General features: G+C 41.5%; 17 protein-coding genes. 15 read left to right on the top strand and 2 right to left on the bottom strand.

Annotation, left to right across the window (positions count from 1 at the left end; genetic code table 11):
• The first annotated feature begins 68 nt into the window (after positions 1-68).
• From HWX15_RS06945 to HWX15_RS06910, 9 genes are all read left to right on the top strand, one after another.
• A complete protein-coding gene (locus HWX15_RS06945) occupies positions 69-260 on the top strand; it encodes a hypothetical protein (protein WP_175880655.1) in 192 nt (63 codons plus the stop codon).
• Entirely contained in the window at positions 257-451 is a 195-nt protein-coding gene (locus tag HWX15_RS06940) for a hypothetical protein (RefSeq protein ID WP_173212254.1), read from the top strand. Before HWX15_RS06945 ends, HWX15_RS06940 begins: the two co-directional genes overlap by 4 nt.
• Positions 438-1,322: an ABC transporter ATP-binding protein gene (locus HWX15_RS06935; RefSeq protein WP_175880654.1), complete on the top strand. Its 885-nt coding sequence runs from the start codon at positions 438-440 to the stop codon at positions 1,320-1,322. Before HWX15_RS06940 ends, HWX15_RS06935 begins: the two co-directional genes overlap by 14 nt.
• Position 1,323: 1 nt before the next feature.
• Positions 1,324-2,061, top strand: a complete 738-nt coding sequence (locus HWX15_RS06930; RefSeq protein ID WP_175880653.1) for an ABC transporter permease — start codon at positions 1,324-1,326, stop codon at positions 2,059-2,061.
• Positions 2,061-3,158 carry a sensor histidine kinase gene (locus HWX15_RS06925; protein ID WP_175880652.1) on the top strand — a complete coding sequence of 366 codons (1,098 nt, stop codon included), beginning with the start codon at positions 2,061-2,063 and terminating at the stop codon, positions 3,156-3,158. Before HWX15_RS06930 ends, HWX15_RS06925 begins: the two co-directional genes overlap by 1 nt.
• Positions 3,159-3,758, top strand: a complete 600-nt coding sequence (locus HWX15_RS06920) for a response regulator transcription factor (RefSeq protein ID WP_175880651.1) — start codon at positions 3,159-3,161, stop codon at positions 3,756-3,758. It abuts the gene before it with no gap.
• 318 nt (positions 3,759-4,076) lie between these two features.
• Positions 4,077-5,087 carry a catabolite control protein A gene (ccpA, locus tag HWX15_RS06915; RefSeq protein WP_175880650.1) on the top strand — a complete coding sequence of 337 codons (1,011 nt, stop codon included), beginning with the start codon at positions 4,077-4,079 and terminating at the stop codon, positions 5,085-5,087.
• A gap of 63 nt (positions 5,088-5,150) precedes the next feature.
• Entirely contained in the window at positions 5,151-5,273 is a 123-nt protein-coding gene (locus HWX15_RS10185; protein WP_303048053.1) for a hypothetical protein, read from the top strand.
• Positions 5,263-5,433 carry a hypothetical protein gene (locus HWX15_RS06910; RefSeq protein ID WP_175880649.1) on the top strand — a complete coding sequence of 57 codons (171 nt, stop codon included), beginning with the start codon at positions 5,263-5,265 and terminating at the stop codon, positions 5,431-5,433. The genes HWX15_RS10185 and HWX15_RS06910 overlap by 11 nt, the downstream gene beginning before the upstream one ends.
• Here HWX15_RS06910 and HWX15_RS06905 read toward each other — a convergent pair.
• Positions 5,430-6,392, bottom strand: coding sequence for an asparaginase (locus HWX15_RS06905; protein WP_175880648.1), 963 nt, complete (start codon positions 6,390-6,392; stop codon positions 5,430-5,432). The genes HWX15_RS06910 and HWX15_RS06905 overlap by 4 nt on opposite strands.
• A gap of 65 nt (positions 6,393-6,457) precedes the next feature.
• Here HWX15_RS06905 and HWX15_RS06900 point away from each other — a divergent pair, with 65 nt between their 5' ends.
• On the top strand, positions 6,458-7,849 hold the full coding sequence (locus tag HWX15_RS06900; protein WP_175880647.1) for a Cof-type HAD-IIB family hydrolase: 1,392 nt from the start codon (positions 6,458-6,460) through the stop codon (positions 7,847-7,849).
• Positions 7,846-8,049, top strand: a complete 204-nt coding sequence (locus tag HWX15_RS09980) for a hypothetical protein (protein ID WP_254867354.1) — start codon at positions 7,846-7,848, stop codon at positions 8,047-8,049. Before HWX15_RS06900 ends, HWX15_RS09980 begins: the two co-directional genes overlap by 4 nt.
• 72 nt (positions 8,050-8,121) lie before the next feature.
• Here HWX15_RS09980 and HWX15_RS06890 read toward each other — a convergent pair whose 3' ends face one another.
• Positions 8,122-8,574 (bottom strand): universal stress protein, encoded by a 453-nt coding sequence (locus HWX15_RS06890; protein ID WP_000079145.1) that lies wholly within the window; start codon positions 8,572-8,574, stop codon positions 8,122-8,124.
• 161 nt (positions 8,575-8,735) lie between these two features.
• Here HWX15_RS06890 and HWX15_RS06885 point away from each other — a divergent pair, with 161 nt between their 5' ends.
• The 4 genes from HWX15_RS06885 (at position 8,736) to HWX15_RS06870 (ending at position 12,781) form a co-directional block, all read left to right on the top strand.
• Positions 8,736-9,029: a hypothetical protein gene (locus HWX15_RS06885; RefSeq protein WP_175880646.1), complete on the top strand. Its 294-nt coding sequence runs from the start codon at positions 8,736-8,738 to the stop codon at positions 9,027-9,029.
• Positions 9,030-9,185: 156 nt separating this feature from the next.
• Positions 9,186-10,400 (top strand): pyridoxal phosphate-dependent aminotransferase, encoded by a 1,215-nt coding sequence (locus HWX15_RS06880; protein WP_175880645.1) that lies wholly within the window; start codon positions 9,186-9,188, stop codon positions 10,398-10,400.
• 144 nt (positions 10,401-10,544) lie between these two features.
• On the top strand, positions 10,545-10,679 hold the full coding sequence (gene rpmH, locus HWX15_RS06875) for a 50S ribosomal protein L34 (RefSeq protein ID WP_000831905.1): 135 nt from the start codon (positions 10,545-10,547) through the stop codon (positions 10,677-10,679).
• A gap of 137 nt (positions 10,680-10,816) precedes the next feature.
• Positions 10,817-12,781 carry a peptide ABC transporter substrate-binding protein gene (locus HWX15_RS06870; protein WP_175880644.1) on the top strand — a complete coding sequence of 655 codons (1,965 nt, stop codon included), beginning with the start codon at positions 10,817-10,819 and terminating at the stop codon, positions 12,779-12,781.
• The last annotated feature ends 3 nt before the right edge of the window (positions 12,782-12,784 follow it).

Below are 12,784 nucleotides of genomic sequence, written 5' to 3'. Positions count from 1 at the left end.
TGACAGAAGCTTCTATCTCCTCTGATTTCCAAAGACTATAATTGTAGTATGAAATGGAGGAAGAATAGATGAGAAATAAAATGATTGTCGCAATGAGTTTAGTAGCAGCAGGAGTCATGACTTATCTCATGTTCTCAGGATTGGATGAAGATTTCTATCATTTTCCTTGGGAGCTATTTGCAGGATTTGGAATGATGTCCTGGCTTATCCGAGAAGGTTTGAAATTAGTCTCAGATGTGAAAAAGGAGTTTGAAAAATGAAAAAAGCGTTTCTCTATCTTTTTATTGGACTATCACTAGTGGTATGGTTGGTAGAAATGTTTACAGGTTGGTTTGATCAAGCCTTCCTTCACCAATTCATCCGTGGTGCTTTGGGGTTTGGATTTATGATTTTCGTCGTTTTCCTTATGAGAATGGAGTGGTTGAAAGGAGAGTCTCATGACTGTGATTAAAGTTGAGAAATTGAGTAAGAAAATAAAAGACAAGGAGATTTTGCGGAACATCTCCTTTGAAATCAACGATGGTGAATGTGTTGCCTTAATTGGTCCAAACGGAGCAGGAAAGACCACACTCTTGGACTGTCTGCTTGGAGATAAACTGGTCACAAGCGGTCAAGTATCCATCCAAGGCTTGTCAGTGACGAGTTCTCAGTTAGACTATATTAGAGGTTATCTGCCTCAAGAAAATGTCATCGTTCAGAAATTAAAGGTCAAAGAGTTGATTGCTTTCTTTCAAAGCACTTACCCAAATCCCTTGAGCAACCAGGAAATCGATCAACTATTGCAGTTTGACCAGCAACAGAAAGAGCAATTCGCAGAAAAATTGTCAGGCGGGCAAAAGCGTCTCTTCTCTTTTGTCTTGACCTTGATTGGGCGACCAAAGCTTGTCTTTTTAGATGAACCAACTGCTGCCATGGATACTTCAACCCGTCAACGCTTTTGGGAAATTGTTCAGGACCTAAAAGCTAAGGGAGTTACCATTCTCTATTCCTCCCATTATATCGAAGAGGTAGAGCATACAGCGGACCGGATTTTGGTTTTAAATAAGGGAGAGTTGATTCGTGATACGACGCCTCTAGCTATGCGTAGCGAGGAAATAGAAAAGTACTTCATTCTTCCTCTAGCATACAAGGAAGTCGTAGAGAAGTCAAATTTGGTTGAAAACTGGACCCTAAAGCAAGATTCTTTGCAAGTAGTCACTCGAGAAGCGGATGCTTTTTGGCAACTGTTAGTTCAAGCAGGATGTAGCATACAAGAAATCGAAGTTAATAACCGTAGTTTGCTAGATACAATCTTTGAAGAAACACAGAAGGGAGATGACTAAGATGAAACGATGGATCGCATTAAATAAAATAGAATTTCTATTGACCAAACGGCAACTAGTCTATTATTTATTATCAGTAGGGATGCCGACAGCCTTCTATTTATTCTTTTCAGGCATGTACCAGGAAACACCAGGTGGACCGGCTAATTTTATGCGCGACTACCTCATCTCCATGACAGCCTTTTCCATGATGTCAACAGCTATCTTTTCATTCCCAGTTGTTTTACATACCGACAAGATCAACAATTGGCAGAAAATAATACGTCATAGCCCTGTAAATATGGTAGAATATTATCTATCAAAGATAACAAGTATGATGGTTGATTATTTGGTCTCAATTCTGGTTGTTTTCTCAGTTGGGCATTTTGTAAGAGGTGTGGATATGTCTCTTGGAAACTGGATTGGGGCTGCGTTCTTGCTGATAGTAGGAAGTGTAGCTTTTGTAGCGCTTGGCTTGACCTTGACACTCTTGCCTTCTAGTCAGCTGATGTCTGTCGTGGGCAATCTTCTCTATCTAGGCTTGGCTGTTTTAGGTGGACTCTGGATGCCCATCTCTTTATTTCCAGACTGGATGCAAGCAATCGGGAAGCGCCTACCAACTTATCAGTTGATGGAGTTGCTCAAGACCTTCTTAAACGAGGGTAGCATCAATCTATCAGCCACAGTTTATCTACTTGTTTTTTCAGCAGTTTTGTTTGGTTTGACCATTTACCTTCAAGGTCATAAGGAGAATGCTTAATGCTTGAAAGACTGAAAAGCATACACTATATGTTTTGGGCCAGTTTAATTTTTATGCTTTTTCCCATCCTACCTGTAGTGATTGGGGAGCTTCCTGCTTGGCATTTATTGGTTGATATTCTATTTGTAGTGACGTATTTGGGTGTTTTAATAACTAAGAACCAGCGCATATCATGGCTTTTCTGGGGGATCATGCTGGTCTATGTAGCTGGGAATACCGCCTTTGTTGCTGTGAATTATATCTGGTTTTTCTTTTTTCTTTCCAATCTCTTAATTTATCATTTTGGCGTACGTAGTTTAAAGTCTTTACATGTATGGACATTTCTCCTTGCTCAAGTCCTTGTTGTGGGCCAACTGTTGATTTTTCAGAGAATCGAAGTTGAGTTTCTAGTCTATCTGATTGTAATTCTTACTTTTGTCGATTTGATGACTTTGGGCTCGGTTCGGATTCGAATTGTGGAGGATTTGAAAGAAGCACAGGCTAAGCAAAATGCCCAGATAAATCTATTGCTTGCTGAAAATGAACGCAGTCGTATCGGTCAAGATTTGCATGATAGTCTGGGACACACTTTTGCTATGCTGAGTGTCAAAACTGATCTAGCCTTGCAGTTATTTCAAATACAGGCTTATCCACAGGTGGAAAAGGAATTAAGAGAAATACAGCAAATTAGCAAAGAATCAATGCGTGAAGTGCGAACCATTGTGGAAAATCTTAAGTCTAGAACTTTGACATCTGAACTAGAGACTGTGAAAAAGATGTTAGAAATTGCTGGAATTGAGGTGGAAATAGCTAATCAACTAGATACAGCTAGCTTAACTCAGGAATTGGAGTCAACGGCTTCCATGATTTTGCTTGAATTAGTGACCAATATCATCAAACATGCTAAAGCGTCTAAAGTCTACTTGAAATTAGAACGGACAGAGAAGGAACTCATTCTAACAGTGAGAGATGATGGCTGTGGCTTTACTTCTATAAAGGGGGATGACCTCCATACAGTTCGAGATCGTGTTCTTCCATTTTCGGGAGAAGTAAGGGTAATTAGTCAGAAACAACCGACAGAAGTGCAAGTTCGACTACCTTATAAGGAGAGAAAGTAGATGAAAGTATTAGTCGCAGAAGATCAAAGTATGTTGCGAGATGCTATGTGCCAGTTGCTTGCCTTTCAAGCAGATGTAGAGTCTGTCTTACAAGCCAAGAATGGGCAAGAAGCAATCCAACTCTTAGAAAAAGAGTCCGTAGATATTGCCATTCTTGATGTAGAGATGCCTGTTAAGACTGGCCTCGAAGTCTTGGAATGGATTCGGGTAGAAAAGCTAGAAACAAAGGTGGTTGTAGTGACGACTTTCAAGCGCCCTGGTTACTTTGAACGTGCAGTCAAGGCTGGAGTAGATGCTTATGTATTAAAAGAAAGAAGCATTGCAGACCTCATGCAAACCTTGCATACTGTCCTCGAAGGAGGCAAGGAGTATTCGCCTGAATTGATGGAAGTGGTGATGACGCATCCCAATCCATTAACAGAACAAGAAATCGCAGTTTTAAAGGGAATTGCTCAGGGCTTCTCTAACCAAGAAATTGCAGACAAACTTTATCTATCCAACGGAACAGTCCGAAACTATGTCACCAATATTCTTTCCAAGCTAGATGCAGGTAATCGGACAGAGGCAGCTAATATCGCGAAAGAATCTGGTTGGTTGTGATACTATCATAACTCGAAAACCATTATGTGCTAAAATTGATGGGATTCAATGAAATAATTTGTAACTTGAGGAGGCTTAGTTTCCTCCTTTTTGTTTCGTCAAAGGTGGTAGCAAGGAGCTAAACCTAGGCTTTCCATGAAATTTTTTCAATCAATCTTCAAAAAACACTTGAAAGTGTTTACAATTAGTGATAGAATGGAATAAGTAGAAACATGAAAACGAAATTTTCACATCTTCACTTTTGTAAGTAGATATAGAGTTTCAATCGGTGCCTCTACTTGTAAAAGAATGTGTGGGATAGAAAGGGCAGGAAAAGGAATGAATGCAGATGATACAGTAACCATTTATGATGTCGCTCGTGAAGCAGGTGTTTCCATGGCGACGGTCAGCCGTGTGGTCAATGGCAATAAAAATGTAAAAGAGAATACCCGTAAAAAAGTGCTAGAGGTAATTGATCGTTTGGATTATCGTCCAAATGCAGTTGCGCGTGGTCTTGCAAGTAAAAAGACAACTACTGTCGGTGTCGTGATTCCAAATATTACCAATGGTTATTTTTCGAGTTTGGCTAAGGGGATTGATGATATTGCAGAAATGTACAAGTACAATATTGTCTTAGCTAATAGCGATGAAGATAACGAGAAAGAAGTTTCTGTTGTCAATACCCTCTTTTCAAAGCAGGTAGATGGCATTATCTTTATGGGTTATCACTTGACAGATAAAATTCGCTCAGAATTTTCGCGTTCACGTACTCCGATTGTTCTCGCAGGAACTGTCGATGTTGAGCACCAGTTGCCAAGTGTCAATATTGACTATAAGCAAGCAACGATTGATGCAGTGAGTTACCTTGCTAAAGAAAATGAGCGTATTGCTTTCGTTAGCGGTCCGCTAGTGGATGACATCAATGGTAAGGTTCGTTTAGTTGGCTACAAGGAAGCCTTGAAAAAAGCAGAAATCGCTTATAGTGAGGGTTTGGTATTTGAATCTAAGTATAGCTATGATGATGGTTACGCCTTGGCAGAGCGTTTGATTTCATCAAACGCAACTGCAGCAGTTGTGACAGGTGATGAGTTGGCAGCAGGAGTCTTGAACGGTTTGGCTGATAAGGGTGTGTCAGTACCAGAAGATTTTGAAATCATTACTAGTGATGATTCACAAATCTCACGCTTTACACGTCCAAACTTGACAACGATTGCCCAACCTCTTTATGACCTTGGTGCCATTAGTATGCGTATGTTGACCAAGATTATGCACAAGGAAGAGTTGGAAGAACGTGAAGTTCTCTTACCTCATGGTTTGACAGAACGTCGCTCAACACGAAAACGTAAATAGAAAAAATCAGGGAATCGAGAAGATTTCCTGATTTTGTGCTCTTAAACAAGAGATGTCGACTCAATGAATACCACAGAGCGGACTAGGCGGCTGGTTAAAGGCTGCGCAACATACTGTTTTGAGGTTGTAGATGAAACTGACGAAGTCAGCTCAAAGCACTGCTTTGAGGTTGCAGATGGAAGCTGACGAAGTCAGCTCAAGGCACTGCTTTGAGGTTGTAGATAGAACTGACGAAGTCAGCTCAAAACATGTTTTTGAGGTTGTAGATAAGACTGACGAAGTCAGTAACCATACATACGGCAAGGCGACGTTGACGTGGTTTGAAGAGATTTTCGAAGAGTATTAGCCTTCCATATAGTCTTTCAAAGCCTGTCCTGTTAGTCCGGCATTGAGGGCGATGAGGAGTTTCAAGCGGGCTTTTTGGGCGTTGAGTTCTTTAACAAAGAAAACGCCTGCTTTTTGCAACTGTACGCCCCCACCCTGGTAGGCATAAACAGGCTCGGCAATACCGTTAAAGCATCGTGATACCAGAGCGACTGGGATTCCTTTTTGCAGAAGGCTTTCTAATTTTTGAGCCGTTTCTTTGGGAATATTACCAGCTCCGAAGGCTTGGATAATCAAACCGTCCAATTGTTCCAAATCCAGCATATCAATCAGCTCATCTGTCATACCAGCATAAGCTGAGATGATAGGGACTAAGCCTTGTATGTGATTAAGGTCAAAGCGGACACGAGGTTCAGCTGTTTTAAAGTAGAGGATTTCGTGTTTCATGATCAGACCAAGTGGTCCGTGTGTTGGAGTCTGGAAGGTGCTGACGTTGGTTGTATGCGTTTTGGTAACATACTTGGCAGCGTGGATTTCATCGTTCATAACAACTAAAACTCCTTTGTCCGCAGCCTTGTCATCGCTAGCCACCCGCAAAGCACTCAGATAGTTATAAACACCATCACTACCGAGTTCATTGGAGCTACGCATGGCTCCTGTTAGAACGATGGGCATATGGGGGACTTCCATGGTATCAAGGAAATAGGCTGTTTCCTCTAAAGTATCGGTCCCGTGTGTGATTACCACTCCATCGTAGTAAGCAGCTTCCTCTTTAATTTTCTGGTAGAGAGCCAGCATATGCTTGGGTTTGATATGGGGACTTGGCAGGTTAAAAAAGTCCAAGGCGTGGACTTGGATTCCTTCAAGTGGGTTGGACACATGGTTCATGGGATTATCTGAACTTGTCACAACAGCGCCAGAAGCATCGGCCTGCATGGAAATAGTCCCACCCGTATGTAAAACAAGGATTTTCTTAGGCATGATTTACTCACTCTTTCTGAAATGTGGTATAATCATTGTATCACAAAAGGGGAGATTGGGATAGGATGGAAGTCAAAGCGGTTTTTTTTGATATCGACGGAACCTTGGTCAACGATCGCAAGAGTGTTTTGAAATCCACTAAGGACGCGATTAAGATTGTCAAAGAACAAGGGGTACTAGTTGGCGTAGCGACAGGGCGAGGACCTTTTTTTGTTAAGGAATTGATGGACGATTTGGATTTGGACTTTGCGGTAACCTATAATGGCCAGTATATCTTTAATAAAGAAAGAGTCTTGTTCACGAGCCCAATTTCCAAGTTACATTTGCGCCATCTTATTACGTATGCTAAAAAAGAGGGCAAGGAGATTGCCCTAGGGACCAAGGATGCCATGCTGGGTTCCAAAATCATGTCCTTTGGTCTGGGTTCTTTTTCCCAACGAATCAGTCGCTTCGTTCCCTCTGTTTTAACTCGGACAGTGAGTCAGTCTTTTAATCGCATGGTCAGCAAGGTGGTTCCCCAAAAGGAAGAAGACCTGCTTCACCTGATGAATCAGCCTATCTACCAAGTTTTGATGCTGATGACGCCAGAAGAATCTGAGAAGGCGGCAGCTGATTTTGAAGACTTGAAATTGACACGTAGCAATCCTTTTGCAGCGGATGTCATCAATCAGGGAAACTCTAAATTGGAAGGTATTCGTCGAGTCGGGAAAGAATATGGCTTTGACCTCAACCAAGTCATGGCCTTTGGTGACTCGGATAACGATCTTGAAATGCTGGCGGGTGTCGGTATGTCGGTCGCTATGGGAAATGGTAGTAGCAGTGTTAAGGAAGTTGCCAAGCACATCACCACTAGCAATCAGCAAGATGGGATCCACAAGGCCTTGGAACATTTTGGTGTTTTGTCTTCAGAAAAAGTCTTTGTCAGCCGTGACTATCATTTCAATAAGGTCAAGACCTTCCACCACATGATGGATGAACGGACCCAAGAAGAACCTCGAGCTTGGGATTTAGAGGGTGCAACCCATAGGGCTGGCTTTAAAATAGAAGAATTGGTGGAGTTTGTTCGAGCTGCAAGTCCTTCGGAAGAGGACTTTGGCCAAGCTCTATCGCAACTTCATCAAGCTCTTGATAAGGCGGCAGATAAGGTAGCTAAGAAGACGCCTGCTCAGCAAGATTTGATAGGGCAGGTGGATGCCTTGATTGACACGCTTTACTTCACCTACGGTAGTTTTGTCTTGATGGGGGTGGACCCAGAACGTATTTTTGATATTGTTCATCAGGCCAATATGGGGAAAATTTTTCCAGATGGCAAGGCTCATTTTGATCCAGTGACCCATAAAATCTTAAAACCAGATGATTGGGAAGAAAAATATGCTCCAGAACCTGCTATTAAAAAGGAACTACAGCGCCAGCTCAAGGCTTACGAACGCCATAAAGAGAGAAATAATACTCAATGAAAATCAAAGAGCAAACTAGGAAACTAGCCGCAGGCTGCTCAAAGCACTGCTTTGAGGTTGTGGATAGAACTGACGAAGTCAGCTCAAAACACTGTTTTGAGGTTGCAGATAGAACTGACGAAGTCAGCTCAAAGCACTGCTTTGAGGTTGTGGATAGAACTGACGAAGTCAGTAACATACCTACGGCAAGGCGACGTTGACGTGGTTTGAAGAGATTTTCGAAGAGTATAAATAGTAAACAAAAAGGAGCGCTGAGCTCCTTTTCTTTGTGATTATAAGGTTTTTTCTTGTTCTCTCACAACCAGCAAATCGACCTTAGCATGGCGGAGAATGTATTCAGATGAAGAGCCAACCAAGAGGCGTTCAAAGGCGTTGAGACCAGTTGCGCCAACGAGGATGAGATCCACTTCCTCAGTATCTGGAATAGTACGTGCTAGTAGGGTCTTTGGATTTCCCATTTCAATGACGATATGAACATCTGCCACACCAGCATCTTTAGCACGTTTTTCGTACTCTTTCATCAGACTTTCAGCGTCGACTTGGAGTTGTTCGTAAACTTCAGCATCAAAGGTGGATACGCTTTGAAGAGCGCGTGTGTCAATGACATGGGCGATGGTGAGTTTAGCGTCGTTTCGTAGAGCAGAATGAACTCCCTTGATAAAAGCCAAGTCCGCTTCCTTAGAACCATCGATTGCGACCATGATATTTTGGTAACGTTGTGCCATAATGAAACCTCCTGAAATTTTCTTACTATCATTGTAAACCTTTTCAATATAGAAGTAAAGCAAAAAAAGTATTTTTCAAAAGAATGTTAGCGCTTAAAATCTATATAAATATATGATAAAATAAAAGAAAGGATAGCAGGAAAGAAGTGAAGGGAGGGAGAATGATGAAAAACTCTTTTCAAACATCAAATTTCCTTTATTATGGAATTATCCTAGTTTCAGTCTTGGTAGAAGTGATCATGATCTGGCAATTAGAGAGTCTGGTACCGTTTCTTTATCCAGGTTTTATTGGATTTTTAGTCTTTCATGTACTCTACCATCTAATCTTATTCCTAGTTGCAAAACGAAGTGGGCGTTGGGGTTACTTGATGATATGGGGGCTCTTCCTCATGTTCAATCTTCTTTATGACTCCTTTTTAGGTTTGCTTTTTCTAGGTTTATCTTTTGGTATGTGATGTGACTTTCGCAAAATACCTGCTATCTCCCCTGTCTTGACCTCGCTTTTAGTGAGGTTTTTCTTCTATCCGCACCTAGTAACACATTTCAGTAAACTTGTCGCATTCTCTTTCTAGTGGTATAATGTTACTATCTCGATGAATTGAGGAAACAAGATGAAAGAATATAACAAGTCTAGTAAGTTAGAGCATGTTGCTTATGATATCCGTGGTCCTGTTTTGGAAGAAGCCATGCGGATGCGAGCAAACGGAGAAAAGATTTTACGTCTGAATACAGGAAATCCAGCAGAATTTGGTTTTACAGCGCCAGACGAAGTCATTCATGACTTGATTATGAATGCGCGTGATAGTGAAGGGTATTCTGACTCCAAAGGGATTTTCTCAGCCCGTAAGGCTATCATGCAGTATTGCCAATTGAAGAAATTCCCAAATGTAGATATTGATGATATTTACCTTGGAAATGGTGTCAGTGAGCTGATTGTCATGTCCATGCAGGGGCTTTTGGACAATGGAGATGAGGTCTTGGTGCCTATGCCAGACTATCCTCTCTGGACAGCGGCTGTCAGCCTAGCTGGGGGAAATGCCGTTCACTATATCTGTGATGAAGCTGCAGAATGGTACCCAGATATTGACGATATCAAGTCAAAAATCACTTCCAATACCAAGGCAATCGTCCTTATCAATCCAAACAACCCAACTGGAGCCCTTTATCCTAAGGAACTCTTGTTGGAGATTATTGAGATTGCCCGTCAAAACGATTTGATTATCTTTGCGGATGAAATTTACGACCGCATGGTAATGGATGGACATGTGCATACGCCTGTGGCGAGCTTGGCACCAGATGTCTTCTGTGTCAGCATGAATGGTCTGTCAAAATCTCACCGTATCGCTGGTTTCCGTGTGGGTTGGATGGTCTTGTCTGGTCCTAAGACTCATGTCAAGGGCTATATCGAAGGGCTCAATATGCTGTCCAATATGCGCCTTTGCTCTAACGTTTTGGCTCAGCAAGTCGTACAAACTTCCTTGGGTGGTCACCAGTCAGTCGATGAATTGCTCCTTCCTGGTGGACGAATTTACGAGCAAAGAAATTTCATTTATAATGCCATTCAAGAGATTCCAGGTCTCTCTGCCGTAAAACCAAAGTCTGGGCTCTATATCTTTCCTAAAATCGACCGCAATATGTACCGTATCGATGATGATGAGCAGTTTGTCCTTGATTTCTTGAAGCAGGAAAAGGTTCTCTTGGTTCATGGTCGAGGCTTTAACTGGAAGGAACCAGACCACTTCCGTATCGTTTATCTTCCTCGTGTCGATGAACTTGCCCAAATCCAAGAAAAAATGACTCGTTTCTTGAAACAGTATCGTAGATAGGGCTTACATTCGAAAAAGCAGTAAACATTTGCCTTGAGCTATTGACAAAAGTGAAAGAATCAGATAGAATAGTAAAGTATGTTTAGTAACTGATCACTTTATAGCCGGCTAAACGAATACAAAATCTATGAGGAGGTATTCATCGTGAAACGTACTTATCAACCAAGTAAACTTCGTCGTGCGCGCAAACACGGATTCCGTAACCGTATGTCAACTAAAAACGGTCGTCGCGTATTGGCAGCTCGTCGTCGTAAAGGACGCAAAGTTTTGGCTGCATAATCCAAACGAACCATAACAAAAATCAGTAGGAACTCGAGTCTACTGATTTTTATTTTTGTAAAAAAGTTCAAAAGACTTTATATTTTCCCTCAAATGGTGTATAATATTTCACATACTGTAAAAAATGGAGAATAATCATGAAGAAATCAAAAGTTATGCTGTTTGGAGCTATGGCTCTGACAGCAGGTCTAGCTCTAGCGGCATGTGGGTCTTCCCAATCAAGCAACGCTGAGAAAACCTACTCTTATGTATTTACTAGTAATCCTGATACCTTGGACTACATTACGTCAACGCGTGGCTCTACTTCAAGTATTACGACCAACTTGATTGATGGCTTGTTAGAAAATGATAAGTATGGTAATCTCATTCCATCTATGGCTGAGTCATGGACGGTGTCAAAAGATGGTTTGACCTACACTTATAAAATCCGTCAGGGGGCGAAATGGTACACTTCAGAGGGCGAAGAGTATGCGGATGTAACGGCTCATGACTTTGTGACAGGTCTCAAGTATGCAGCTGATAAAAAGGCTGAAAACTTGTACTTGGTCCAAGACTCTATCAAGGGCCTCGCAGACTACGTTGAGGGGGAAACATCTGACTTTGAGACTGTTGGAGTTAAGGCAGTGGATGACTATACTCTTCAATATACTTTGAATAAGCCGGAATCTTACTGGAATTCTAAGACTACTGGGGGCATTTTGAGTCCGGTAAATGAGGCTTTTTTGAAATCTAAAGGAGATGACTTTGGTAGTGTAACACCATCCAGTATCTTGTCAAATGGTCCTTACTTGTTTAAATCTTTCTCATCAAAATCTTTGATTGAATTTGATAAAAACCCTAATTATTGGGACAAGGATAATGTGAAAATTGAGAAAGTGAAGCTCTCTTTCTTTGACGGTTCTGACCAAGATAGTTTGGCGAGAGGATTTTTGGAAGGGAACTACTCGGACGGTCGTATCTTCCCGACAAGTTCAGTGTTTAATCAGTTGAAAAAAGGGAATGAGGACAAGATTACCTATACACCGCAAAACTCAGTTACTTTCTATTATCTTTTCAACGTGAATCGTCAAAGCTACAAGCAGACCATGAAACAGTCTGATAAGGAAAAGACAGATTCACTTGCAGCCATGCAAAATAAGGATTTCCGTCAGGCTGTCAACTTTGCCTTTGACCGTCATGCTTATGCAGCGCAGACAAATGGTGAAGATGGAGCAGACCGTATCTTGCGTAACACGCTTATCCCAAGTGACTTTGTCCAAATCGGTGGTAAAAACTTTGGAGATGTTGTCAATGAAAAGATTATTAACTATGGTACAGAGTGGTCGAATATCAATTTGAATGATGCGCAACCTGCCTTTTTGAATGCTGAAAAAGCCAAGGCAGCATTTGCTAAAGCTAAAGAAACCTTGCAAGCAGAAGGCGTGACCTTTCCAATTCATTTGGATATGCCAGTTGACCAGACGGCCAAGTTAGATGTGCAACAAGCAAGTTCCTTTAAGCAGACAGTGGAAGAAACCCTTGGGGCAGACAACGTTGTGATTGATGTGACTCAACTTTCTCCAGACGAGAAGGATCAAGCTACATTCTTTGCAGATACAGCTGAACAAAAGGACTATGACATTGATATTTCAGGTTGGAGCGGAGATTACTCAGATCCGAAAACTTATCTTGATCTCTTGGATCCAGAGTCAGGTTCTCAGCTTAACAATATTGGTTTGACTGCTGGAAAAGATAATGAAGTAAAAGAAAAAATTGGACTTTCTGCTTATAAGAAGTTACTAGATGAAGCAGATAGCGAAGTTGAAAATACTCAGGCTCGTTATGAAAAATTTGCTGAAGTACAAGCTTGGTTGACTGACAGCGCCCTCTTCCTACCAGTTCAAAGTGGTGGAGCCAACCCAATCTTCCGTAAGACTGTACCGTTTACAGGAGCTTTCTCTTTCGTTGGTCATAAGGGAGATGCTGATAACTACAAATATGTTGAACTGCAAAAAGAGCCGGTCACTGCGAAACAGTACCAGGAACTCTATGATAAATGGCTAAAAGAAAAAGCTGAGTCAAATAAAAAAGCTCAGGAAGATTTGGCTAGCCACATTCAATAATAT

It is taken from the genome of Streptococcus thalassemiae (genome assembly GCF_903645285.1).
Classification (GTDB): domain Bacteria; phylum Bacillota; class Bacilli; order Lactobacillales; family Streptococcaceae; genus Streptococcus; species Streptococcus thalassemiae.
The sequence above is the reverse complement of the archived record's forward strand: the minus strand, read 5'-3'. Positions and strand labels throughout refer to the sequence as shown.